This is a genomic window from Leisingera aquimarina DSM 24565 (assembly GCF_000473165.1).
Lineage (GTDB): Bacteria > Pseudomonadota > Alphaproteobacteria > Rhodobacterales > Rhodobacteraceae > Leisingera > Leisingera aquimarina.
This window is the reverse complement of record NZ_KI421504.1, coordinates 1,306,313-1,329,908: the sequence shown is the minus strand read 5'-3', so window position 1 is coordinate 1,329,908 and position 23,596 is coordinate 1,306,313. Positions and strand designations below refer to the sequence as shown.

20 protein-coding genes are annotated in these 23,596 nt (G+C 63.1%); 14 read left to right on the top strand and 6 right to left on the bottom strand.

The annotated features are described in order from the left end of the window. Window positions 1–53: 53 nt before the first annotated feature. Window positions 54–269 carry a hypothetical protein gene (locus tag AQUI_RS30670; protein WP_156916804.1) on the bottom strand — a complete coding sequence of 72 codons (216 nt, stop codon included), beginning with the start codon at window positions 267–269 and terminating at the stop codon, window positions 54–56. 99 nt (window positions 270–368) lie between these two features. Further along, window positions 369–659 carry a hypothetical protein gene (locus tag AQUI_RS0110640; protein WP_156916803.1) on the bottom strand — a complete coding sequence of 97 codons (291 nt, stop codon included), beginning with the start codon at window positions 657–659 and terminating at the stop codon, window positions 369–371. A 246-nt stretch (window positions 660–905) separates the two neighbouring features. Between AQUI_RS0110640 and zwf the strand changes: the two genes are divergently transcribed. Genes zwf through eda form a run of 3 tightly spaced genes read left to right on the top strand, consistent with a single transcriptional unit; the run spans window position 906 to window position 4,878 of the window. After that, on the top strand, window positions 906–2,366 hold the full coding sequence (gene zwf / locus AQUI_RS0110635) for a glucose-6-phosphate dehydrogenase (RefSeq protein ID WP_027257506.1): 1,461 nt from the start codon (window positions 906–908) through the stop codon (window positions 2,364–2,366). A 48-nt stretch (window positions 2,367–2,414) separates the two neighbouring features. Continuing rightward, window positions 2,415–4,223, top strand: a complete 1,809-nt coding sequence (gene edd / locus AQUI_RS0110630; RefSeq protein WP_027257505.1) for a phosphogluconate dehydratase — start codon at window positions 2,415–2,417, stop codon at window positions 4,221–4,223. 1 nt (window position 4,224) lies between these two features. Next, window positions 4,225–4,878: a bifunctional 4-hydroxy-2-oxoglutarate aldolase/2-dehydro-3-deoxy-phosphogluconate aldolase gene (gene eda, locus AQUI_RS0110625; RefSeq protein ID WP_035919914.1), complete on the top strand. Its 654-nt coding sequence runs from the start codon at window positions 4,225–4,227 to the stop codon at window positions 4,876–4,878. A 140-nt stretch (window positions 4,879–5,018) separates the two neighbouring features. Here eda and AQUI_RS27600 read toward each other — a convergent pair whose 3' ends face one another. Continuing rightward, a complete protein-coding gene (locus AQUI_RS27600; RefSeq protein WP_035919912.1) occupies window positions 5,019–6,047 on the bottom strand; it encodes a D-cysteine desulfhydrase family protein in 1,029 nt (342 codons plus the stop codon). A 357-nt stretch (window positions 6,048–6,404) separates the two neighbouring features. Here AQUI_RS27600 and AQUI_RS0110615 point away from each other — a divergent pair, with 357 nt between their 5' ends. Continuing rightward, on the top strand, window positions 6,405–7,073 hold the full coding sequence (locus AQUI_RS0110615; RefSeq protein WP_035919911.1) for a DsbA family oxidoreductase: 669 nt from the start codon (window positions 6,405–6,407) through the stop codon (window positions 7,071–7,073). A 50-nt stretch (window positions 7,074–7,123) separates the two neighbouring features. Here AQUI_RS0110615 and AQUI_RS0110610 read toward each other — a convergent pair whose 3' ends face one another. Both AQUI_RS0110610 and AQUI_RS0110605 read right to left on the bottom strand, forming a co-directional pair. Next, window positions 7,124–8,467, bottom strand: coding sequence for an aspartate aminotransferase family protein (locus AQUI_RS0110610; RefSeq protein WP_035919910.1), 1,344 nt, complete (start codon window positions 8,465–8,467; stop codon window positions 7,124–7,126). A gap of 2 nt (window positions 8,468–8,469) precedes the next feature. Then, window positions 8,470–9,246 (bottom strand): beta-keto acid cleavage family enzyme, encoded by a 777-nt coding sequence (locus AQUI_RS0110605; RefSeq protein WP_027257501.1) that lies wholly within the window; start codon window positions 9,244–9,246, stop codon window positions 8,470–8,472. 295 nt (window positions 9,247–9,541) lie between these two features. Here AQUI_RS0110605 and AQUI_RS0110600 point away from each other — a divergent pair, with 295 nt between their 5' ends. Further along, window positions 9,542–10,939: an aminotransferase family protein gene (locus AQUI_RS0110600; protein ID WP_027257500.1), complete on the top strand. Its 1,398-nt coding sequence runs from the start codon at window positions 9,542–9,544 to the stop codon at window positions 10,937–10,939. Between the two features lie 88 nt (window positions 10,940–11,027). Here AQUI_RS0110600 and AQUI_RS0110595 read toward each other — a convergent pair whose 3' ends face one another. Next, on the bottom strand, window positions 11,028–11,783 hold the full coding sequence (locus tag AQUI_RS0110595; RefSeq protein WP_027257499.1) for an SDR family oxidoreductase: 756 nt from the start codon (window positions 11,781–11,783) through the stop codon (window positions 11,028–11,030). 217 nt (window positions 11,784–12,000) lie between these two features. Here AQUI_RS0110595 and pdxR point away from each other — a divergent pair, with 217 nt between their 5' ends. From pdxR to AQUI_RS0110550, 9 genes are all read left to right on the top strand, one after another. Next, window positions 12,001–13,461 carry a MocR-like pyridoxine biosynthesis transcription factor PdxR gene (gene pdxR, locus AQUI_RS0110590; protein ID WP_027257498.1) on the top strand — a complete coding sequence of 487 codons (1,461 nt, stop codon included), beginning with the start codon at window positions 12,001–12,003 and terminating at the stop codon, window positions 13,459–13,461. 260 nt (window positions 13,462–13,721) lie between these two features. Next, a complete protein-coding gene (gene xsc, locus AQUI_RS0110585) occupies window positions 13,722–15,494 on the top strand; it encodes a sulfoacetaldehyde acetyltransferase (protein ID WP_027257497.1) in 1,773 nt (590 codons plus the stop codon). A gap of 5 nt (window positions 15,495–15,499) precedes the next feature. Next, window positions 15,500–16,246: a sulfite exporter TauE/SafE family protein gene (locus AQUI_RS0110580; RefSeq protein ID WP_027257496.1), complete on the top strand. Its 747-nt coding sequence runs from the start codon at window positions 15,500–15,502 to the stop codon at window positions 16,244–16,246. Between the two features lie 35 nt (window positions 16,247–16,281). Next, window positions 16,282–17,316 (top strand): phosphate acetyltransferase, encoded by a 1,035-nt coding sequence (gene pta, locus AQUI_RS0110575; protein ID WP_035919907.1) that lies wholly within the window; start codon window positions 16,282–16,284, stop codon window positions 17,314–17,316. Between the two features lie 96 nt (window positions 17,317–17,412). Further along, window positions 17,413–20,235 carry a molybdopterin oxidoreductase family protein gene (locus AQUI_RS0110570; protein ID WP_027257494.1) on the top strand — a complete coding sequence of 941 codons (2,823 nt, stop codon included), beginning with the start codon at window positions 17,413–17,415 and terminating at the stop codon, window positions 20,233–20,235. Window positions 20,236–20,322: 87 nt separating this feature from the next. Further along, a complete protein-coding gene (locus AQUI_RS0110565) occupies window positions 20,323–21,117 on the top strand; it encodes a 4Fe-4S dicluster domain-containing protein (protein ID WP_027257493.1) in 795 nt (264 codons plus the stop codon). Beyond that, window positions 21,117–22,004 (top strand): dimethyl sulfoxide reductase anchor subunit family protein, encoded by an 888-nt coding sequence (locus tag AQUI_RS0110560; protein WP_027257492.1) that lies wholly within the window; start codon window positions 21,117–21,119, stop codon window positions 22,002–22,004. The genes AQUI_RS0110565 and AQUI_RS0110560 overlap by 1 nt, the downstream gene beginning before the upstream one ends. A 122-nt stretch (window positions 22,005–22,126) precedes the next feature. Next, window positions 22,127–22,588, top strand: coding sequence for a carboxymuconolactone decarboxylase family protein (locus AQUI_RS0110555; protein ID WP_027257491.1), 462 nt, complete (start codon window positions 22,127–22,129; stop codon window positions 22,586–22,588). Further along, on the top strand, window positions 22,585–23,466 hold the full coding sequence (locus AQUI_RS0110550) for a sigma-70 family RNA polymerase sigma factor (protein ID WP_027257490.1): 882 nt from the start codon (window positions 22,585–22,587) through the stop codon (window positions 23,464–23,466). Before AQUI_RS0110555 ends, AQUI_RS0110550 begins: the two co-directional genes overlap by 4 nt. Window positions 23,467–23,596: the final 130 nt, after the last annotated feature.

Below are 23,596 nucleotides of genomic sequence, written 5' to 3'. Positions count from 1 at the left end.
GGCGGTAGCGGCGGGTGAAAACCAGATGGCCGCCGTCAGCCCAGCTTTGCGTGTCATGCCAGCACCTCGACCTCAAACGGATCGAACCAGTGGCCGCGGTACCATTCGCGGCTGCTCCCCTGGAACTCACCGGACAACAGCGTGCCGTCGTCGCCCAGCAAGTTCACAAAACGGTAGCGCGCTTCAACAGCAGGGACTGATCGAGACTGCCCGCACTGCGACGCATTCGGCGTTGTCTTCTTAGGTGACGGCGAACTCAACGCTGTCATAGTCAATGCGCTGCCTGAGAGGATGATAGCCATCATACCGCAGCCAGCCAGAGCGCGTCAGCGCCCTTGCAGCACGATATCGCCCTCGTCCAAAGACGCCTAGAAAGGGGTACCGCTAGTGTCCAAAGCCCAGAATTCATCCCAAAATCCGCGCCCGTAAGCAAACCGCGCATGGCCCAGGATCTGCAAACTCCGGCCGCCTAGCCGGGTCGTTCCACCCAGGCCGAACAGCATCGGCGTCGCGTGCATGATGCCTGCTTCGCCCGCCAGCCGCGCCTGCGCATCCTCGATGAATAGGGTGGTGCCGCAGGACTCGCAGGCTGTCAGCTTGACCGCGGCCGCCGCCGGGGTCACCGGGCTGGCGCAATTGGGGCAGTGAAACGTGCTCATGACTACCCAATTCCTTAAGCCCGCAATCAATTCAAGCGGGAAGTCCGGGACAGGGCAACAATTGATCAGCACTGTTGACCTATTTGCAAGCGGGCCGGCAGCCGCATTTTTTCGGATGGCCCTCACCGACCCCGCATGTTAGCGTTAACTCAACTTTAGCCAGCCGTATTGCAACAGACGCAATTGAATTGCCCCGCCCCAAACGGCACAATAGCCCGGCCCCTGTAGAACAGCGATGTAAAATCAATGGTTTCCCGCGTCATCCCCGTTGAACCCTTTGACCTCGTGCTGTTTGGCGCGACCGGTGATCTGGCCCGCCGCAAAATCTTGCCGGCCTTGTTTCACCGTTTCCAGATCGGCCAGTTCAGCGCGGACTGCCGCATCATCGGCAGCTCCCGCAGCGATCTGACGGCCGAGGAGTTCCGCGCCCAGACTGCCGACGCGGTCCGCGATTTCGGCCAGGACGTGGAGACGACACCCGAGGAAATCGCCGGTTTCACGGCGCTTCTGGATTATGTCGCGGTGGATGCGCGCGGCGACAGCGGCTGGGATGTGATTCACGGGAAACTGCGCGACGATGCGGTGCGCGCCTTCTACTTGTCGGTCGGCCCGTCGCTGTTCACCGACATTGCCCGCCGCCTCAGCGAGACCGGCATCGCCACCCCCGACAGCCGCATAGTGCTGGAAAAACCCTTTGGCCACGACCTAGCCTCGGCCCAATCCCTGAACACCGCGCTGCGGGCGCATTTTGAAGAACAGCAGATCTACCGGATCGACCATTATCTGGGCAAAGAAACGGTGCAGAACCTGATGGCTCTGCGCTTTGCCAATTCGCTGTTTGAACCTTTGTGGAACTCCTCTCACATCGACCATGTGCAGATCACCGTGGCCGAAAGCATCGGGGTCGAAGGACGTGGCGAGTACTACGACAAATCCGGCGCCATGCGGGATATGGTGCAGAACCACCTGATGCAGCTTCTGTGCCTCACTGCAATGGAGCCGCCCGCGCAATTCACCCCCAATGCGGTGCGCGACGAGAAGGTCAAGGTGATCGAGGCCCTGCGCCCGGTTCCCCAGTCCAGCATCGCCCGCGGCCAGTACCGGGGCCGGAACGGGGACAAATCCGGCGACAGCTACCGCGATCATGCCGGCAATCCCTCCAGCCGCACCGAAAGCTATATCGCGCTGAAGGCGGAGGTGGCAAACTGGCGCTGGGCCGGGATCCCGTTCTACTTGCGCACCGGCAAATGCCTGCGCGAGCGGATGAGCGAGATCGCGGTCTATTTCCGCGATCCGCCGCACAACATCTTTGAAGGCTCCGGCACCGTGCATGGAAATGTGCTGGTGATCCGCCTGCAACCGGATGAGGGCATCACGCTGAAAACCACCATCAAGGACCCCGGCCCCGGCGGCATGCGCCTGACCGGCGCCAACCTGGACATGACATTCGCTGATGAGCTGCCTGAATCGGGCCGCCCGCAGGATGCCTATGAACGGCTGATCATGGATGTGATCCGTGGCAACCAGACCCTTTTCATGCGCGGCGATGAGGTCGAGGCCGCCTGGGCCTGGGCTGATCCGATCATCGCCGGGTGGCAGGACGCCGGCGAGGCCCCGCAGCCCTACGACAGCGGCAGCGCCGGCCCCGATGACTCGTTGCTGCTGATCCACCGCGACGGCCGCCGCTGGCGCAGTATCGGAACCTAAAATGACCGCCCTCCCCTTTGCCCCCGCAGTTTGCTACAAAGGCACCCCATGACCCTGAACCCCACCCTGGCCGCCGTCACCGATCGCATCATCGCCCGCAGCGAGGCCACCCGTGCGGCCTATTTGGAGCGGATGCGGGCGGCACGCGGGAAAGGGCCTGCGCGGGCGCATCTGTCCTGCTCTGGCCAGGCTCACGCCTATGCCGCAACCGGTCCCGACCAACAGAAGCTGGCCCAAGGTTCCAAGGGCCACCTCGGCATTGTCACCGCCTACAACGACATGCTTTCGGCGCACCAGCCATTTGAGACCTACCCGGCCCTGATCCGCGACGCGGTGCGCAAAGGCGGCGGCACCGCCCAAGTGGCCGGCGGGGTGCCTGCCATGTGCGACGGCGTCACCCAAGGAGAGGCCGGCATGGAGCTGAGCCTGTTTTCCCGCGACACCATTGCCATGGCCGCAGGAATCGCGCTTAGCCATAATGTATTCGACGCTGCGGTCTTTCTTGGCGTCTGCGACAAGATCGTGCCGGGGCTGGTGATCGGCGCGCAGGCGTTCGGCCACATCCCGGCGGTTTTCCTGCCGGCAGGCCCGATGATCAGCGGCCTCGCCAACGATGACAAAGCCAAGATCCGCCAGAGATTTGCGGCCGGAGAAATCAGCCGCGAGGAATTGCTGAAGGCAGAAATGGCGGCCTATCATGGGCCCGGCACCTGCACCTTCTACGGCACTGCTAACACCAACCAGATGCTGATGGAGTTCATGGGTCTGCACTTGCCCGGCTCCTCTTTTGTCACACCCGGCACACCGCTGCGCGAGGCGCTGACTGTTGAGGGCGCCAAACGCGCGCTGTCGCTCAGTGCATTGGGAAATAATTACACCCCGGTCTGCGACGTTCTGGACGAGAAAGCCTATGCCAATGGCATCGTCGGGCTGATGGCCACCGGCGGCTCCACCAACTTGCTGATCCACCTGATCGCAATGGCCCGTGCGGGCGGCATCCTGCTGGACTGGCAGGACTTTGCAGATCTGTCCGAAGCGGTACCGCTTTTGGCAAAGGTCTATCCCAACGGCCTTGCTGACGTGAACCATTTCCACGCAGCCGGCGGCCTCGGCTACATGATCGGCGAACTGCTGAAGGCCGGCGGCCTCCACCCTGACACCAAAACCGTGGCGGGCGAAGGGTTGGAGAACTACGTGATGGAGCCGTTCCTGTCCGAGGACGGCCTGACCTTCCGCGCCGGTCCGGGGCAAAGCCTGAATGACGCGGTGCTGCGCCCGGTGGACGCACCGTTCCAGGCGACCGGCGGATTGAAGCGGCTGACCGGCAACCTGGGCACGTCGGTGATCAAGGTCTCGGCAGTGGCCAGGGAACACCAGGTGATCCAGGCCACCGCCCGCGTCTTTCATGACCAAGAGGAAGCCAAGGCCGCCTTCAAGGCAGGGGAACTCACCGGCGACGTGATCGTTGTGGTGCGCTTTCAGGGCCCCAAGGCCAACGGCATGCCGGAACTGCACAGTCTGACCCCGATGCTGGGTATCATGCAGGGCAAGGGCCAGAAGGTGGCGCTGGTCACCGACGGGCGGATGTCTGGAGCCTCCGGCAAGATCCCCGCCGCAATCCATGTGGTGCCCGAAGCGCTGGACGGCGGCCCGATTGCCAAACTCCAGGACGGCGACCTGCTGCGGCTGGACGCGGTGCGCGGCACGCTGGAAATCCTCACCGGCGGCGTGCTGGAGCGCGACGCCGCCACTGCCGACCTCAGCGCCTATCAGCACGGCACCGGGCGTGAGCTGTTTTCCCTGTTCCGCCGCTCGGTCGCTTCGGCCGACGAAGGCGCCAGCGTTTTTGGAGTTTAGTATGACGCGGATAACCCCTCAGGACTCCAGCCTGCGCACATGCGGGATCTGCACCCTGGCGCCGGTGATGCCGGTGCTGGTGGTGGAGGATGCAGCCCATGCCCGGCCACTAGCCGAAGCACTGATCGCCGGCGGATTGCCGGCACTGGAAGTCACCCTGCGCACAAGTGCTGCGCTGGATGTGATCCGCGAAATGGCACAGGTGAAGGGCGGTGTGGTCGGAGCCGGCACGCTGATCACCCCCAAAGACGCCGAAGCCGCCAAGGAGGCCGGCGCGCAGTTCGGCGTCTCCCCCGGCGCGACGGATGACTTGCTGGACGCCTGCGAATCCATCGGCCTGCCGCTGTTACCCGGTGCTGCAACAGCAACCGAGGCGATGCGCCTGCTGGCGCGCGGTTATGGCATGCTGAAGTTTTTCCCGGCTGAAGCCTCAGGCGGTGCGCCCGCGCTGAAAGCGATCGGCGCGCCCTTGCCGCAAATCTCCTTCTGCCCCACTGGCGGCATCAGCCCCGCCAATGCGGAAACCTATCTAAGCCTGCCCAACGTGGTCTGCGCCGGCGGCAGCTGGGTGGCGCCACCCGATCTGGTCGAGGCTGGCAATTGGGCCGCAATCGAAGCGATTGCGCGGGACGCAAGCCGGCTCGGCAAAAGTTAAGCCACCGCAAAACCCACCGGTCGGCTCTGCTCCTGCCATGACCGGCGGCCTTTTCACGGCCCGTAGTTATTCCGCCGTGTCCCCGCGGGGGCGGCGCTGCAAAAGATCCTCTGGGGCCTGCGCAATCCACTGGCAGCGGATCATAGCGCGCCGGCTCCACCGAAACCAAGATCGTTTTGATAGGCAAACAGCGCCGGCAGCCCGCCGGTATGCAGCAGCAGAATTTTCTGGCCCTTGGTGATTGCCCCCTCCTTCAACAAGCCCAGCAGCCCTGCAAAGGTCTTGGCAGAATAGACCGGGTCCAGCAGGATCCCTTCGGTTCTGGCCATCCGCTGGAGCGCAGTGCGGGTGGCAGGGCCTGCGCGGCCATAGCCAGGAGCCAGCGCACCGTCCCAGGTGAAAATGTCATCGCAGCCAAATGGACGCGGGATACCCATCAGGGTGGCCAGCGCATCCGCCACTTGCTCCAGCCGCGCCTTCTGCAACGCAGCATCACGGCGCACACAGATGCCAAAGACCGGCGCGGTGATGCCTGCGAGGCGCACCCCGGTCAAGAACCCGCCGTGGGTCGCTCCGCTCCCCGACGGCACCACGGCTGCATCAAAACCGCCAATCTGCGCTGCCAGCTCCGCCCCGCCCTGCACATACCCAAGCGCGCCAAGCGGCGGATGACCAAGGCCAAGCGGAATAATGTAAGAGCTGCGGCCCTTGGCGCGCAGGTCTTCGGCGCAGGCTTCCAGGGCAGCATCCGCGCCGACCTCATCCTCGCCATCAGGATAGCGCATCACATCGGCACCAAGGATGTCCGACAGAAAGATATTGCCCGAACTGTAGTAGAGCGGATCCATGCCAGCCACCCGCTCCTCTCGCTGCAGCACCGCGTGCATCCCGTATTTCGCCGCCGCCGCGGCGGCGGTACGGGCGAAATTAGACTGCACCGCGCCGGTGATCAGGATGGTATCGGCCGCAGCCGCCCGCGCGGCACCGATGTAATACTCCAACTGGCGCGTCTTGTTGCCGCCAAAGCTGAGACCGGTCAGATCGTCCCGCTTGATCCAGAGGTCAATATCCAGTTCCTCCGACAGTCGGCCGAGACGTTCCAACGGCGTGGGCTGTCCAAGCAGGCTGGCACGGGGAAAGGCAGAGAGGAGCGTATCGATCCGGGGCATGGCGGTCTCCTTTGGCGGGATCAGGCTGTCCGCAGACTGACACTGAAGCCGAAGCATTGCAGGTCAACAAAAATCTGCGCGAGGGCCGCCACGCGCCGAGCCGGTCCAGCATATTGCGGGTGATGTGCTCCACCTGCCTGTCCCGGCAGATAAGGCGCGCCTTGGCACAGATGTGCGGAGTGCGGGCCGGAACGGCGTTTTCGCACAGGGGATGCTTAAGACTGCCACAGGCCTTGCTTGCGCCGGGCGGCACCGGGAATGAAACGCTCTGCAGGTAAGCACTGCTGCAACTGTTGTTTTCCCGTCGCTTTGCCCCCATTTCCACTGAGAGACTCTGAAAACCAAAGGACCAGCCCCATGGCAGAGACCCCTAACCGGCCCGTCCTCAGGGTCGATATAATTTCAGATGTTGTTTGCCCCTGGTGCGCGGTCGGCTACAACCAGCTGGCTTTTGCCGCCCGCCGCGCCGGAGTTCAGCTCGGCATCCACTGGCAACCGTTTGAATTGAACCCGGGCATGGTGCCGGAAGGCGAGGACCTGCGAGAGCATCTGGCGGCGAAATACGGCAGCACGGCGGAACAATCGGCACAGGTGCGGGCACAGCTGACCAAACTCGGAGAGGCCTTGGGCTTCACCTTCCGCTTCTTTGAAGGGATGCGGATCTACAACACGTTCCAGGCACATCAGCTGATCGAATGGGCAGAGGAACGCGGCAAGGGTCATGAGATGAAGCAGGCGCTGCTGGCGGCCTATTTCACCGATGGCAAAAATGTCTCGGACCCGGAGGTTCTGACACAGGCTGCCGAAAATCTCCGCCTTGACGGCTCAGAAGCCCGTGCCGCGCTGGACAGCGGCAAACACGCGGACAGCGTGCGCCAGCGCGCGGCGTTCTGGGTGAACCAGGGCATCCGCGGCGTACCCGCGATGGTGTTTGATGGCCGCCATCTGGTGACCGGCGCGCAGGGCGTCGAAAATTACGCCAGCGTTTTGGAGCAGCTAGGCTACACCGGAAACACATTCACCTGACAACAGCACCCGGCCAACCGCCGGGCGGCTACCTCCTCTTACTGGGCTGTTCACCCCTGCGGCAAACACTGGGAGATCGCCGTTTCCAGCTTGTCCACCACCTCGGTGATTTGTTCATCGGTGATGATGAAGGGTGGGGCCAACAGGATGTGGTCGCCGTTCTGGCCGTCGCGGGTGCCGGACATCGGATAGCAGATCAGACCCGCCTGAAACGCAGCCTTCTTGATGTTCTTGGCCAAGCCCAGCGCCGGATCGAAGGGTTCCTTGGTGTCGCGGTCAGCCACCAGCTCGACCCCGCGGAACAGCCCGCGGCCGCGGATGTCTCCGACGTGTGCGTGCTGGCCGAACCGGTCCTCCAGCGCCGCCTGCAGCTTTTCACCCATTTCAGCACAGCGCTGCACCAACCCGCGTTCCAGCATCGCCTTGACCACGGCGAGGCCAGAAGCGGTGGCCACCGGGTGGCCGATATAGGTGTGGCCGTGCTGGAAAAACCCGGATCCATGCTCGATCGCCTCATAGATCTGGCGGGTACAAAGCATTGCACCAATCGGCTGATAACCGGCGCCAAGACCCTTGGCGATGCACAGAATATCCGGCACCACGCCATCCGCCTCGCAGGCAAACAGATGCCCGGTACGGCCCATGCCGCACATCACCTCGTCCAGAATCAGCAGCACGCCGTATTGGTCGCAAATCTCGCGGATGCGCTTGAAGTAGCCAGCAACCGCCGGCACCGCACCTGAGGTGGCACCGACCACAGGTTCGGCCATGAAGGCCATCACGGTTTCGGGGCCAAGGCGCAGGATTTCCGTTTCCAGCTCATTCGCCACCCGCTGACCATAGTCAAAGCTGCTCTCACCCTCGGCCCGGCCCACGTATTCGTAACAGGCCGAGATGTGTGAAATGTCGATCAGCAGCGGCGCAAATTGCGTGCGGCGCCATTCGTTGCCGCCTGCGGCCAGCGCGCCAAGGGTGTTGCCGTGGTAGCTTTGCTTGCGGGCGATGATGTGGCGGCGCTGCGGCTCGCCGCGCTCCAGGTGGTATTGGCGTGCCAGCTTGATTGCCGCCTCGGTCGCCTCGGAGCCGCCGGAGACAAAATAGACGCGGTCGATATCGCCCGGCGCATTGGCCACCAGCAGGTCGGCCAGTTCCTCGGCGGGGTCCGAGGTGAGAAAGCCGGTATGGGCAAAGGCCAGCTTGCCCACCTGGTCCTGCACCGCCTTGATCACATCGGCGTCGGAGTGGCCGAGGCAGGAGACCGCGGCGCCGCCGGAGCCGTCGAAATAGCGCTTGCCGTCCGCGTCGATCAGATAACAGCCGTCGCCGGAAACCGCGGTGGGCAGCGTGGCCTTGGTGTGGCGGGGAAAGACGTGGCTTTTGATTTGGGCGCTCATGATCAGCACTCCTTGAGGCTATGGCCCGCATCCCGCGCGGCCTGGACGAAGGCGGCAACCGAGGCTGCATTGTCTGCCAGCAGCCCGCCTTCCGGTGTTTCGATGTTATTCTCAAATCCGATTCGCGCATTCCCGCCCGCAGCGACGGCGGCCAGCAGGCAGGCGCGCTCGTGGCGGCCAAAGGCGCAGACGGTCCAGCCGAGGCGCAAGTCTGCCGTAGCGTCACGGAAGGCTGCCAGGCCTTCGGGCTGCGCCAGAACCGGCGGATTGTACTTGCCCAGAACAAAGATCGCATCGCGCAGGGTGCTGGGTACGGTGCCGTCCTGATACCAGGCCCGCAGCCGGGCGATGCAGTCGGGTCCGTAAAGAATGTGCTGCACCTGGGTGCCCGCCTCCAAGCTCAGCGCGTAGGCACGCGCGGCCAGTTGCGGGTCCCGTGCCATTTCCCGCACCGAAACCGAAGCTGCGGCAGGGCGCAGCGCCTCCAGGCAGGCGAGCTGGTCAGCCACATCATAGAGACCGGCGCTTTCGGTGGTGATCTGCACCGCCATCCCCGTCACGCTTTCCCGCACCGCATCAAGGGCTTCGCGGTAGCGGCCCGCGTCCAGCGAATGGCGGCCCTCATCGTCGCGCACATGCAGATGCAGCGCCTGGGCGCCGGCCGCAAAACAGGCTGCCGCTGTCCGGGCCGTCTGCTGTGGCGTCACCGGCAGCTGCGGGTGATCCCCGCGCCCGCGCCGGGCTCCGTTCGGGGCCGCCATCAATCTGTATTCTGCCACCGGTTGTCCCCCTCTGCAGCCTGCCCTGCCGCGACTCGCGTTCAGGATGACTGCAGCCTGCGGCCCGGGACAACCGCTCTCAAGGCCGTCATTTCAGAACGTTTGTTTTACGACGATTCTGCACCCCGTGATCCGCCGCTGAACTGCTTGAGCCGGGTAGCTCTGGACCTAAGCAAGCACATGCTCTGGCCCTAACCAATTCCCGAAATCTGACGTTTCTGGTACATAATACGCCTCTGAAGCCCTGTAGGGTTCCGGGCAGCCTGATTCACTTCTAACGCCGAAAGGACATGTCATGGACGGCACGTTCAACGAAAACGATCTCTCCCGTGTGGTCGAGGCCGACAAGGCCCACATGTGGCATCACCTGTTCCAGCACAAGGCGCTGGAAACCACTGACCCGCGCATCATTGTCGAAGGCAAGGGCATGCGCGTCTGGGATCAGAACGGCAAGGAGTTCCTGGATGCGGTGTCCGGCGGTGTCTGGACTGTCAACGTCGGCTATGGCCGCGAAAGCGTCTGCAAAGCTGTCTATGAGCAGATGATGAAGCTCTGCTATTTCGCCAACTCCGCCGGTTCCATCCCCGGTGCGCTGTTTGCCGAAAAGCTGATCGAGAAGATGCCGGGTATGACCCGCGTCTACTACACCAACTCCGGATCCGAGGCCAACGAGAAGGCCTTCAAGATGATCCGTCAGATCGCCCACAAGAAATACGGCGGCAAGAAAACCAAGATCCTGTACCGCGACCGCGACTATCACGGCTCCACCCTGGCGACCATGTCGGCCGGCGGTCAGGACGAGCGCAATGCGCAGTACGGCCCCTTTGCGCCGGACTTTGTCCGCGTGCCGCACTGCATGGAGTACCGCAAGCATGAGCTGGGGCTGGAACACCTGTCCGGCCGCGAATTCGGCATCGCTGCAGCAGACGCCATCGAAGAAGTCATCCTGCGCGAAGGCCCGGAAACCGTTGGCGCCCTGTGCCTGGAGCCGGTGACCGCTGGCGGCGGCGTCATTGAGGCACCCGAAGGCTACTGGGAGCGCGTGCAGGAGATCTGCAAGAAGCACGACGTGCTGCTGCACATCGACGAAGTGGTCTGCGGCGTTGGCCGCACCGGCAAATGGTTCGGCTACCAGCAGTACGGCATCAAACCCGACTTTGTGACCATGGCCAAAGGTGTGGCTTCAGGTTATGCGGCGATTGCCTGCATGGTGACCACCGAGGAAGTCTTCAACATGTTCAAGGAAGACGCCTCGGACCCAATGGGCTATTTCCGCGACATCTCGACCTTTGGCGGCTGCACGGCCGGCCCCGCTGCGGCGTTGGAAAACATGCGCATCATCGAGGAAGAGAACCTGCTGGACAACTGCACCGCCATGGGCGAGCGCATGCTCAGCAACCTGGCCGCGCTGAAAGAAAAGCACGCCGTGATCGGCGATGTGCGCGGCAAGGGCCTGTTCCTGGGCGCCGAGTTGGTCGCAGACCGTGACACCAAGGAACCCGTGGACGAGAAGCTGGCCCAGCAGGTTGTCGCAGAATGCGGCGCGCAGGGCGTGATCATCGGTGTAACCAACCGCTCGCTGCCGGGCCGCAACAACACCCTTTGCTTCAGCCCCGCGCTGATCGCCACCGCAGACGACATCGACCAGATCTGCGATGCGGTCGACAATGCCCTGACCAAAGTATTCGGCTGACATCTCTCCCTGTTGGACGATCAAACTGCGCCCCGGATTTTCCGGGGCGCTTTTTCGTTTTAGGTGCATTCGTTTTAGGTGCTGGGGCCTAGACCAGCCGCACGGCAACCCCGCCGTCCACCGCCATTGGGGTTCCGGTTACGAAGCTGGACCGGTCCGACAACAGGAACATTGCGGCCTGGGCTATTTCAGACGGGGCGGCCATCCGCTTCATCGGGTGCAGCCCGGCGATAAAGCTGTGCGTCTCCGGATCGTCTCCCGCCATGGCGGTCTTGGTCCCGCCGGGCAGCAAGGCATTCACCCGGATGCCTTCTGCCGCGTGATCAGAGGCCAGCGACTGGACCAGCCCGGCCAGCCCGGCCTTTGACGCGGCATAGGCGCCCATCCCCGGCATGCCGCCGTTGCTGAAGCCAACAAAGGATCCGGTAAAGACAAGCGACCCGCTGCCCCGCGCCCTTAGCGCCGGTATCTGCGCCTTGGCCGAGAAAAACGCCCCAGTGAGGTTGGCAGCAATCACCGCGTTCCAATTGGCAGCATCCATTTGATCCACGGGTCCCATATCGCCCATCATGCCCGCATTATTGAAGGCCCCGTCGAGCCCGCCGAATTCTTCCACCGCAAGCGCCACCAGGTTTGCCGAATAGGCTTCGCTGGTGACATCGCCGGCAAGACAGGCCGCTTTGCCGCCGCTTTGGTTGATCTGCCCGGCAAGGGTCTGCAGTTCAGTCTGCCGCCGGGCCCCCAGCACGACATTGGCCCCTTCTGCCGCAAACAGCAGCGCTGCAGCGGCGCCAATGCCGCTGCTGGCGCCGGTAATGATGAGTGTCTTGTTTTTCAGTTCCATAATCATCTCCTGAATGGCTGTGCTGGAACGACTAGAGAACTGCCGTGACCAACGGCGACCCGGTTCCTGCGCTTGCCGCTGTCCCTTGCTGGAAACCGCAAGAAACAGGTCGGATGCGGCTGGAACTGGTTGCCAGACCACAGCAAGCCGCAGTTTTCTCCAAACTGGCCCTAAGTCCAGATTGCACCCTATTTAAGTCCACCCTAAGGTGGCGCGCATGGCCATTTCCGTCGATACCTTCTTCCTCAACCCGGACGCTCAGGGCACGCTGCAGGCGCAGATCCAGGAAATGATTGCCGAGGGCATTTTGTCCGGCCGGTTCCGGGTCGGGGAAAAGCTGCCGTCCTCGCGCAAGCTGGCGGCGCATCTGGGGATCAGCCGGATCACCGTGACGCTGGCCTATACCGAGCTCTTGGCCAATGACTATCTCACCTCGCGCGGGCGCTCGGGATACTTCGTTTCAGACAATGCGCCGGTGCCGCCCTCCTATACGCCGCAGCAGAAGTCCGGCGATGCAATGGATTGGGGCAAGGTGCTGGCGCGCAGCTTTACCGGCGGCGACACCCCGCGCAAACCACAGGACTGGCGCGAGTACCGCTATCCCTTCATCTACGGTCAGGCCGATGCTTCGCTGTTTGACCATGCCAACTGGCGGCTGTGCGCGCTGCGGGCATTGGGGCAGAAGGATTTTGCCGCCCTGGCAAATGATTACTTCGATCAGGACGATCCGCTGCTGATCGAATACATCGCCCGCCACACGCTGCCGCGGCGCGGGATCACCGCCCGGCCTGAAGAAGTTTTGATCACCCTGGGCGCCCAGAATGCGCTGTGGATCACCTCGCAACTGCTGTTGAACCGAGGGCGGCGGGCTGCGGTGGAGGATCCGGCCTATTACACTCTGCGCGACCAGGTGGTGCAGACCCGCTGCCAGGTGGACTGCATTCCGGTCGATGACGGCGGGCTGCCGCCAGAGCAGATTTCGCAAGACACCGATGTGATCTTTTGCACACCCAGCCACCAAAGCCCGACCACCTTCACCATGCCGATGGAACGGCGCAAGGAGCTGCTGCAGCGGGCGAGCGAAATCGACGCGGTGATTGTCGAGGATGATTACGAATTCGAAATGTCCTTTCTTGGCGCGCCTTCCCCTTCGCTGAAGTCTCTCGATACCGAAGGACGGGTGATCTATGCCGGCAGTTTCTCCAAATCGCTGTTTCCCGGGCTGCGGCTTGGGTATCTGGTCGGCTCGGAACCGTTTATCCGCCAGGCCAGGGCATTGCGCGCCAGCGTGCTGCGGCATCCGCCGGGCCATGTCCAGCGCACGGTCGCCTATTTCCTGTCGCTGGGACACTACGACGCCCAGATCCGCCGGACTGCAAAGGTTCTGCATGACCGCCGCGCAGTGATCGAGGATGCCATCCGCAAGCACGGCCTCACCATTGCTGGTGTCGGCAGCTTTGGCGGCTCGGCCCTGTGGATGCGCGCGCCGGACGGGGTGGATACCACCGCTGTTGCAGACCGGCTGAAGGAAAAGAGCGTCATCATCGAACCCGGCGCACCGTTCTTTGGTGCCGAGCACCGCCAGCAGAACTATTACCGGCTTGGCTATTCTTCGATTCCCGCCACAAGAATCGAACCTGGCCTGGCACTGATTGCCAAGGCACTGAAGCAGAGCTGAATCCCAGAGCCAACGGCGATTGGCGCGGCAAATGATACCAAACGTATCATTTGCCGCGCCAATCGCATTCATGTGCCCGCATCACGTGACCAACTGAAGCTTATGTGAAAATCCTGTCCTGCTATTTTCATAGGTCCAGTTTTGGACCTATCCGGGTTTGATAACTGGCCCTAACCCGGCCTCCCCCCGCCCCCTAAACCAGAGTCAATTCCCGGCACTGCGCCCGGGGGAATTCCGCGTCTCACTCAGGAGAACCCGCCATGAAAATGACCACCGAAGAAGCCTTCGTCAAAACCCTGCAAATGCACGGCATCGAACACGCCTTTGGCATCATCGGCTCGGCCATGATGCCGATTTCCGATATCTTTGAGCCGGCAGGCATCACCTTCTGGGACTGCGCCCACGAAGGGTCCGGCGGCATGATGGCGGACGGCTACACCCGCGCCACCGGCAAGATGTCGATGATGATCGCCCAGAACGGTCCCGGCATCACCAACTTCGTCACCGCCGTGAAAACCGCCTACTGGAACCACACCCCGCTGCTGCTGGTCACCCCGCAGGCCGCGAACAAGACCATGGGTCAGGGCGGTTTCCAGGAAATGGAACAGATGCGCATGTTTGCCGACTGCGTCTGCTACCAGGAAGAAGTGCGCGACCCCTCCCGCATGGCGGAAGTCCTGAACCGCGTGATCATGCAGGCCAAGCGCAACTCGGCGCCGGCCCAGATCAACGTGCCGCGCGACTACTTCACTCAGGTCATCGACATCGACCTGCCCGCAATCGTCGACTTTGAACTGCCCTCCGGCGGTGCGGATGCGGTGAGCCAGGCAGCCGAGCTGCTGTCGAACGCCAAATTCCCGGTCATCCTGAACGGTGCCGGCGTTGTCATCGGCGGCGCGATCCCTGCTTCGATGGCTCTGGCCGAGCGTCTGGATGCCCCGGTTTGCGTTGGCTACCAGCACAACGACGCCTTCCCCGGCTCGCACCCACTGTTTGCAGGCCCGCTGGGCTACAATGGTTCCAAGGCCGGCATGGAGCTGATCTCCAAGGCTGACGTCGTGCTGGCACTGGGCACCCGCCTGAACCCGTTCTCGACCCTGCCCGGCTATGGCATTGACTACTGGCCGACCGACGCGAAAATCATCCAGGTTGACATCAATCCGGACCGCATCGGCCTGACCAAGAAAGTCACCGTCGGCATCGTTGGCGACGCAAAAACCGTTGCAGACACCATCCTTGGCCAACTGGCGGACACCGCAGGCGACGCAGGCCGCGATGAGCGCAAGGCGCTGATCTCGCACACCAAGTCTGCCTGGGCACAGGAACTGTCTTCGATGGACAGCGAGCAGGACGATCCCGGCACCACCTGGAACCAGCGTGCCCGCGATGCCAAGCCCGACTGGCTGTCGCCGCGCCGTGCATGGCGTGCGATCCAGGCTGGCCTGCCCAAGGACGCGATCATCTCCTCGGACATCGGCAACAACTGCGCCATCGGCAACGCCTACCCGTCGTTTGAGGACGGCCGCAAATACCTGGCCCCCGGCCTGTTCGGCCCCTGCGGCTACGGCCTGCCGGCGGTTGTCGGCGCGAAAATCGGCTGTCCGGACGTTCCGGTTGTCGGCTTCTCGGGCGACGGCGCCTTCGGCATCGCAGTGACCGAGCTGACCGCGATTGGCCGCGAAGAATGGCCCGCCGTGACCCAGGTTGTCTTCCGCAACTACCAGTGGGGCGCGGAAAAGCGTAACTCCACCCTGTGGTTCGACGACAACTTTGTCGGCACCGAGCTGGACACCCAGGTGTCTTATGCCGGTATCGCCAATGCCTGCGGCCTGAAAGGTGTGATTGCCCGTACTCAGGACGAGCTGACCGACGCCCTGCGCCAGGCTTGCGAAGACCAGAAGAAAGGCATCACCACGCTGATCGAAGCGATGATCAACCAGGAACTGGGTGAACCCTTCCGCCGCGACGCAATGAAGAAACCGGTCGCCGTTGCTGGCATCAGCAAAGACGACATGCGTCCGCAGCAGGTCTGAACCTGATGCCCCTGCCCTTTGACCTTTCAATGGGCCAGGGGGCCTATCTGGCCGCCGCGTTATTCGCGGCGGCCTTGATCCGCGGCTTTTCCGGCTTTGGATTTTCCGCGATCTTTATCATTCTGGCAGCGCTGACCACCAATCCGCTGCCGCTGATCCCGGTGGTGTTTTCCTGCGAAATCGCCATGACCGTCTTTCAGGCGCGCGGCATCCGCCCGCATATCGACTGGCGCCGCGCCTTTGCCCTGCTGGCCGGTGCCGCCGTCGCCACTGTTCCCGCCATCGCCATCATGGCCCGGCTGGGAGAATACGAGGCGCGGATGGCGATCTCCTGCCTGATTCTGGTGCTGAGCCTGGTTTTGCTAAGCGGCTGGCAGCTGGAACGCCCGGTCGGGCGCAATGGCACCGCGGGTGTCGGCGCCATCGCAGGCATCGCCAACAGTGCCGGTGTCGGCGGGCTTCCAGTGGCGGCTTTTCTGACCGCGCAGCCGGTGCCGCCTGCGGTGTTCCGCGCGACGATGATCGTGTTTCTGACGGGCATCGACCTGATGGCGCTGCCGGTGATGGCCGCAAACGGGCTGGTGGGTCCGGAAACGCTGACCGGCATCCTGCTGGCCTTTCCCATTCTGGGGCTCGGCATCTGGGCCGGCTCCCGCAGTTTTCATGCGGTCTCGCAAAGACTGTTCCGGCGCGCGGTGGTGCTGATGCTGACCGCCTTTTCGCTGATCAATATCGCGCGGCTAGCGTTCTGAACGCCCCGACGCCCCGAACCGCAGCTACAGGACCAATGCCCGTGACCAAAACACTCTCGCCCCTCGAACTGCTGCAGGCCGAAGCCCCGGCCATCCGTCCTGTTGTTGCCCTTAGCGAAGGCACTGACCCCCGCGTCGTGGCGGGTGCCCTGGCCGCGCATCAGGCCGGTATCGCCGATGTGATCCTGATCGGCCCGCAGGCAGAAGTCGAAGCAGCCCTGCAAGCCGAAGGCGCCAGCGCAAGCAAGGGCGTCGCGGTTCATGACCCGGCCACATCCGGGCTGACTGGAACCTTCGCCGCTGAATACCTTGAGCTTCGCAAGCACAAGGGCGTGGATGAGGCCGCCGCCCGCGCAGCCGCTGAAACTCCGCTGGCCTATGCCGCCATGCTGGTGCGTCTGGGCCATGCCACCGGCACCGTCGGCGGCGCGGTTCACACCACCGGCGACGTGGTGCGCAGCGCCATTCAGGTAATCGGCATGGCGCCGGATGCCGGCATGGTGTCCTCCTTTTTCCTGATGTACCCGCCTGATGGCGCCCCGGATGGCGCCCGCGCGATGCTCTATTCCGATTGCGGCCTGGTGATTGATCCGAAACCGGCCGAGATGGTCTCGATCGCTGCAGCTTCGGCCCGATCCGCGCAAGCGCTGCTGCGGGCGGATCCGAAACTGGCATTCCTCAGCTTCTCCACTAAGGGCAGCGCCAAGCATCCGGCCGTGGACAAGGTAACCGAGGCCCTCCGCCTGTTCCAGGACGCGCACCCTGATCTGCAGGCCGATGGCGAACTGCAGTTCGACGCCGCCTTTGTGCCCGCGATCGGAGAACGGAAATCGCCCGGCTCCAGGGTTGCGGGCCAGGCCAATGTGATGATCTTCCCCAATCTGGATGCAGGCAATATCGGCTATAAGATCACCCAGCGGCTGGGTGGTTATTCCGCCATCGGACCGGTGCTGCAGGGGCTGGCCAAACCCGCCAACGACCTGTCGCGCGGCTGCAGCGCCGAAGATGTCACCCAGATCATCGCCGTCACCATCCTGCAGGCCGCAGGCGCATCAGGTCCGGATATTTGAACCATCCTCCCAAAAATCCGAACCCTTGCAGAACACTATTCCCAAATTGAGGCTTTCCGTCATACGGTCGCCCGAAACACCCAACAGGACCCGCCCATGACCCATCAGCAGCCAATCCTGAACACGTCGCCCAAGGTCTCGGACGAGATCCGGCAAACCACCTGTTACATGTGCGCCTGCCGCTGCGGCATCAATGTGCATATGAAAGACGGCAAGGTTGCGTACATTGAAGGCAACCGCGACCACCCGGTGAACAAAGGCGTGCTCTGCGCCAAAGGGTCGGCCGGCATCATGCAGGTCAACGCGCCGTCACGCTTGAAGGCGCCGATGATACGCACCGGCCCGCGCGGCTCCGGCCAGTACAAGGAAATCTCCTGGGACGAAGCACTGGCGATTGCAGTGGGCTGGCTGGAGCCGGTCCGCCACGAGGCGCCCGAGCAGCTGGCGTTTTTCACCGGACGTGACCAGTCGCAAAGCTTCACCAGCTTCTGGGCGCAAAGCTTCGGCACCCCGAACTATGCGGCGCATGGCGGTTTCTGCTCGGTCAACATGGCCACGGCCGGTATCTACACCATGGGCGGCGCGTTCTGGGAGTTCGGCCAGCCCGACTGGGACCACACCAAGCTGTTCATGCTGTTTGGCGTGGCCGAGGATCACGATTCCAACCCGATCAAGATGGGGCTGGGCAAGATCAAAAAGCGCGGCGCGCGGGTGATCGGCGTCAATCCGATCCGCTCCGGCTATAACGCGATTGCAGATGAATGGGTCGGTATCACGCCGGGCACCGACGGGCTGTTCATCCTGTCGATGATCCATGTGCTGATGAAGGCCGGCAAGATCGACCTGGATTACCTCAGCCGCTATACTAATGCGCCGGTGCTGGTGAACGCTGCCGAAGGACCGGACAAGGGTCTGTTCCTGCGCGATGATGACGACAAAATGCTGGTCATTGACCGCAACACCGGCAAACTGACTCCGTTTGACCAGCCCGGCGTGCGCCCCGACCTGTCGGCAGTCTATGAAAAAGACGGTGTCACACACCGCCCGGTGTTTCACCAGATGGCCGAACGCTATCTGGCCGATGAATACGCCCCCGAAGCCATCGCCGAGAAATGCGGCATCCCGGCCAAGCGTATCCGCGCCATTGCCGGCGAGCTGGCCCGCGTCGCCTTTGACGAGGCGTTTGAGCTGGACGTCGAATGGACAGATTTCCGCGGAGAGAAACACACCAAGATGACCGGCCGCCCGGTCTCGATGCACTCGATGCGGGGCGTCTCTGCGCACGCCAACGGCTTTCAGACCTGCCGCGCGCTGCATGTGCTGCAGATCATCCTTGGCACGGTTGAGGTCCCCGGCGGCTTCCGCTTCAAACCGCCCTACCCCAAACCGGTCGAGGCGCACCCGACCCCGCACTGCAAGGCGACCCCCGACACCCCGCTGGACGGCCCGCATCTGGGCTTTGTGCGCGGCCCCGAGCATCTGGCGCTGAAGGAAGACGGCAGCCCGGCGCGGATCGACAAGGCGTTCACCTGGGAAAACCCGATGTCGGCGCATGGGCTGATGCACATGGTGATCTCCAACGCGCATGCGGGTGATCCCTATAAGATCGACACGCTGTTCATGTATATGGCCAACATGTCGTGGAACTCCTCCATGAACACTAAGGGTGTAATGGAGATGCTGACCGACAAGGATGAGAACGGCGACTACAAGATCCCGCATATCATCTACTCAGACGCCTATTCGTCCGAGATGGTGGCTTTTGCCGACCTGATCCTGCCTGACACCACCTATCTGGAACGCCACGACTGTATCTCGCTGCTGGACCGCCCGATCTGCGAGGCGGATGCGGCGGCGGATGCGATCCGCTGGCCGGTGATCGAGCCCGACCGCGACGTGCGCGGCTTCCAGACCGTGCTGGTCCAGCTCGCCAACCGGATGAAGCTGCCCGGCTTCACCAACGAGGACCGCACCGCCAAGTGGAAAGACTACGCCGACTACATCGTCAACCACGAGCGCAAGCCGGGAATTGGCCCGTTGTCCGGTTTTCGCGGTGAAGACGGCAGCAAAACCGGCCGCGGCGAGGTGAACCCGGAGCAGCTGAAACAATACATAGAAAACGGCGGCTTCCATGTGGCCCACATTCCAGAAGAGGCAGGTTACTACAAACCCTGGAACACCACCTATCAGGACTGGGCGGTGGACATGGGCATCTATGACAGCCCGCAGCCCTATCTGTTCCAGCTTTATGTGGAGCCGATGCGCAAGTTCCAGCTCGCCGCCGAAGGCCACGGCGACCGCCAGCCGCCGGACCACCTGCGCCAGCGGGTCAAGGACGTGATGGACCCGCTGCCGATCTGGTACGAGACCGACCAGCAGGGTAACGAGGGCTTCACCGTCAATGCGCTGACACAGCGCCCGATGGCAATGTACCACTCCTGGGGCACCCAGAACGCCTGGCTGCGCCAGCTGCATGGCCGCAACCCGCTGTATGTGCCGACCAAGCTGATGCAGGAGAACGGGCTGCAGGACGGCGACTGGGCCAAGGTCACCTCGCCGCATGGCGAGATCACCGTGCCGGTAATGGAGATGGCCGCGCTGAACGAAAACACCGTCTGGACCTGGAACGCCATCGGCAAGCGCAAGGGCGCCTGGGCGCTGGAAGAGGACGCACCGGAGGCCACCAAGGGCTTCCTGCTCAATCACCTGATCCACGAGCTGCTGCCACCCAAAGGCGACGGCATGCGGTGGGCCAACTCGGACCCGATCACCGGCCAGGCTGCCTGGTTCGATCTGAAAGTGAAAATTGAAAAGGCCGCTGCACCCGCAGATCTGCAGGAAAGCCAGCCAGCCTTCCCGGCACAGGAGTCGCCGGTCGGCACCGGCCCCAAAGAATTGAAATGGAAAGTAGGCAAATGATCCGGCTTCTTCTTCTGGCCCCCAATATCCCGGGGTCTGGGGCAGCGCCCCAACCTGCCTTCACCAATATTGCGGAGGTACGCTGACGTGACCCAGCTCCCCAACTCCACAGAGCGCAAAATGGGTCTGGTCATCGACCTGGACACCTGCGTCGGCTGCCATGCCTGTGTGATTTCCTGCAAAGGCTGGAACACCGAAAACTACGGCGCGCCCTTGTCGGATCAGGACCCCTACGGCGGCGATCCCTCGGGCACCTTCCTGAACCGGGTGCATTCCTATGAGGTGAAGCCGACCCCCTGCAGCAGCCAGCCGGATCCGGCGGCGCAGCTGATCCATTTCCCCAAGTCCTGCCTTCATTGCGAGGACGCACCTTGCGTCACCGTCTGCCCCACCGGCGCCAGTTATAAACGTGTCGAGGACGGCATCGTCCTGGTGAACGAAGACCACTGTATAGGCTGCGGCCTGTGTGCGTGGTCCTGCCCTTACGGCGCGCGGGAACTGGATCTGGCCGAGGGTGTGATGAAGAAATGCACGCTCTGTGTGGACCGGATCTATAACGAGAACCTGCCGGAAGTGGACCGCGTTCCTTCGTGCGTGCGGACCTGCCCGGCCGGCGCGCGCCATTTCGGCGATTTGGGCGATCCGGACAGCGATGTCTCCAAACTCGTAGAGGAGCGCGGCGGTATGGATCTGATGCCGGAGATGGGCACCAAGCCAGTAAACAAATACCTGCCGCCCCGGCCCAAGGACCAGATCGAGGATCAGATCGACATCCTCGCGCCGCTGCTGGCCCCGGTCGCGGAAGAGCCGCAAGGGTTCCTCGGCTGGCTCGACAAGGCACTCGACAAACTTCCAGGCACTTCTTCAGGGGGGGCGCACTGATGCATCCCGCACCATCCGTCATTATCTTCACCACCCTGTCGGGTCTTGGCTTTGGCCTGCTGGCCTTCCTCGGCCTCGGCCAGCCTGCGGTGACCGGCGCTGTGGCCTTTGTGTTCTACGCCATCGCCTTTGGCCTGGCCTGCGGCGGCCTGCTGGCCTCCACCTTCCACCTGGGCCGCCCGGAACGGGCCTGGCGCGCTTTCACCCAGTGGAAGACCAGCTGGCTGTCGCGCGAGGGCGTCTGCGCCGTTGGAGCCCTGCTTTTCATGGGACTTTATGCGCTTGGCGCGGTGTTCTTCGACAGCCAGTGGACATTGCTGGGCTGGATTGGTGCTGCCCTCAGCCTTGCCACCGTCTTCACCACCTCGATGATCTACACCCAGCTCAAGACCATCCCGCGCTGGAATATGGAGCTGACCCCGGCGGTCTTCCTGTCGTTCAGCCTGGCAGGCGGCGCACTGCTGGCCGGTGCCGAAGCCGTGGCGCCCTGGCTGCTGGCGATCGCAGGTTCGGTGCAGCTGGCCTATTGGGCCAAAGGCGACAAGGCGCTGGAGGCGTCCGGCACCGACATCGGCACCGCCACCGGCCTCGGCGACCGCGGCGCGGTGCGCGCGTTTGAGCCGCCGCACACCGGGTCGAACTACCTGTTGCGCGAGTTCGTGCATGTGGTCGGCCGTAAACACGCCCAGAAGCTCCGGATGATTGCATTTGTGCTGGGTTTCGCCCTGCCGCTTTTGCTGCTCCTGACCCCGGTTCAGGGCGTTGTGATCAAACATGTGTTTGCCGCCCTCGCGGCGCTGTCGCACATTGCAGGTATCGCAACCTCGCGCTGGCTGTTCTTTGCTCAGGCGGAACATGTCGTCGGCCTTTACTACGGCAAACGCTGACACGGATCCGGGGCGCCCAATCCAGGCGCCCCGGCTTTTTTTGAGTGTTTTTCCGGCAGCAGGTCACAAACGCCCTTGCTGCCTCGTCCTGTTCCTGAAGCCATCTGAAAAGGAACAGAATGATGACCCAGCGCCTTGATTACTTCGCTATCGCACCGGACTTGTTTCAACCGATGCTGGCGCTTGAAGCCACGCTGAAAGACAGCGGCCTGGAACACAGCCTGATTGAATTGGTGAAACTGCGCGCCTCGCAAATCAATGGCTGTGCGTATTGCATCCACATGCACACGCATGACATGCGCTCGAAAGGTGAGAGCGAAGACCGGATGCACCTCCTGAATGCCTGGCGGGAGTCTTCGCTATACTCCGCGCGGGAACAGGCGGCCCTGGCCTGGACCGAAGCCTTGACAAGAATTGAGGCCACTGCGGCGCCGGACGCGGACTATGATCTGGTCGCACAGCAGTTTTCCCCGCGTGAACAGGCGGCACTGACATTGGTGGTCTCCACCATCAACGCCTGGAACCGGATTGCAATCGGCTTCCGCACCCCCCATCCTGCCGGACAGGAGGCAAGTGCCGCGTGAGTGCAAACCCCAAAACAGATGAAACCGATGCGTTTCAGAAGGCGCGGCCGCGATTGTTTGCGGCCGCTTACCGGATGCTGGGCAGTGTGAGCGACGCCGAGGACATTCTGCAGGACGCCTTTCTGCGCTGGCAGACAGCCCCGCAAACGCAGGTGCAGGATCCGACCGGCTATCTGATGCGGATCACCACGCGGCTGTGTCTGGACCAGCTGAAATCGGCGCGCGCCCGGCGCGAAACCTACCCCGGTGAATGGTTGCCCGAACCCATTCTGACAGACGACGCGACCGAGCTTCTGGATCACGATGTCACGGTCGCGCTGCTGCTGGCGCTGGAAACCCTGTCGCCGCTGGAACGCGCCGCCTTTCTGCTGCACGACATCTTCGACAGCGCCTATGAGGACATTTCCGCAGCGCTGAACCGAACCCCGGACGCCTGCCGCCAACTCGCGGCAAGAGCCCGGCGCAAAGTGCAGAAACTTCAACCGCATGCCCCTGCAGACCCGGACCAGGGACGCGATCTGACTGAAGCCTTTTTCCGCGCATCCAAGACCGGCGACACCGCGGTACTGACCCGGCTGCTGACACAGGAAGTTCAGCTCATCTCCGACGGCGGCGGCAAGGCAATGGCGGCTCTCAATCCGATCTACGGGCGGGACAAGGTGCTGCGGCTGCTTGAGGGGATTGCCCGCAAATCCGGCTGCAGGACGCCGGATCGCTGGCGGTTCTGCCAGTTGAACGGCCTGCCGGCCATATTGAACTGGGCAGAGGACGGCATTCTGCAAGCGACAGCGCTGGAAATCCGGGAAGGCCGGATTTCCCGGATCTACGTGACCCGGAATCCGGAAAAGACGCGGCATCTGGTCAAAGCACTGGATTAAACGGACGGGAGGCCCAGCCCCTCTTGCCCCTGAAGGGGCAATTCACCCCGGGGTATTTCCGGCCAGATGAAGACGGGACCCAGGGCGCAAACGGGCGGCACTCCGCTGGGAGGCCGCCCGCTGCTGTCTG

Coding starts and splice junctions, on each gene's coding strand:
- AQUI_RS30670 (WP_156916804.1), bottom strand. CDS start 269: ATGACAGCGTTGAGTTCGCCGTCACCTAAGAAGACAACGCCGAATGCG.
- AQUI_RS0110640 (WP_156916803.1), bottom strand. CDS start 659: ATGAGCACGTTTCACTGCCCCAATTGCGCCAGCCCGGTGACCCCGGCG.
- zwf (WP_027257506.1), top strand. CDS start 906: ATGGTTTCCCGCGTCATCCCCGTTGAACCCTTTGACCTCGTGCTGTTT.
- edd (WP_027257505.1), top strand. CDS start 2,415: ATGACCCTGAACCCCACCCTGGCCGCCGTCACCGATCGCATCATCGCC.
- eda (WP_035919914.1), top strand. CDS start 4,225: ATGACGCGGATAACCCCTCAGGACTCCAGCCTGCGCACATGCGGGATC.
- AQUI_RS27600 (WP_035919912.1), bottom strand. CDS start 6,047: ATGCCCCGGATCGATACGCTCCTCTCTGCCTTTCCCCGTGCCAGCCTG.
- AQUI_RS0110615 (WP_035919911.1), top strand. CDS start 6,405: ATGGCAGAGACCCCTAACCGGCCCGTCCTCAGGGTCGATATAATTTCA.
- AQUI_RS0110610 (WP_035919910.1), bottom strand. CDS start 8,467: ATGAGCGCCCAAATCAAAAGCCACGTCTTTCCCCGCCACACCAAGGCC.
- AQUI_RS0110600 (WP_027257500.1), top strand. CDS start 9,542: ATGGACGGCACGTTCAACGAAAACGATCTCTCCCGTGTGGTCGAGGCC.
- AQUI_RS0110595 (WP_027257499.1), bottom strand. CDS start 11,783: ATGGAACTGAAAAACAAGACACTCATCATTACCGGCGCCAGCAGCGGC.
- pdxR (WP_027257498.1), top strand. CDS start 12,001: ATGGCCATTTCCGTCGATACCTTCTTCCTCAACCCGGACGCTCAGGGC.
- xsc (WP_027257497.1), top strand. CDS start 13,722: ATGAAAATGACCACCGAAGAAGCCTTCGTCAAAACCCTGCAAATGCAC.
- AQUI_RS0110580 (WP_027257496.1), top strand. CDS start 15,500: ATGCCCCTGCCCTTTGACCTTTCAATGGGCCAGGGGGCCTATCTGGCC.
- pta (WP_035919907.1), top strand. CDS start 16,282: ATGCCCGTGACCAAAACACTCTCGCCCCTCGAACTGCTGCAGGCCGAA.
- AQUI_RS0110570 (WP_027257494.1), top strand. CDS start 17,413: ATGACCCATCAGCAGCCAATCCTGAACACGTCGCCCAAGGTCTCGGAC.
- AQUI_RS0110560 (WP_027257492.1), top strand. CDS start 21,117: ATGCATCCCGCACCATCCGTCATTATCTTCACCACCCTGTCGGGTCTT.
- AQUI_RS0110555 (WP_027257491.1), top strand. CDS start 22,127: ATGACCCAGCGCCTTGATTACTTCGCTATCGCACCGGACTTGTTTCAA.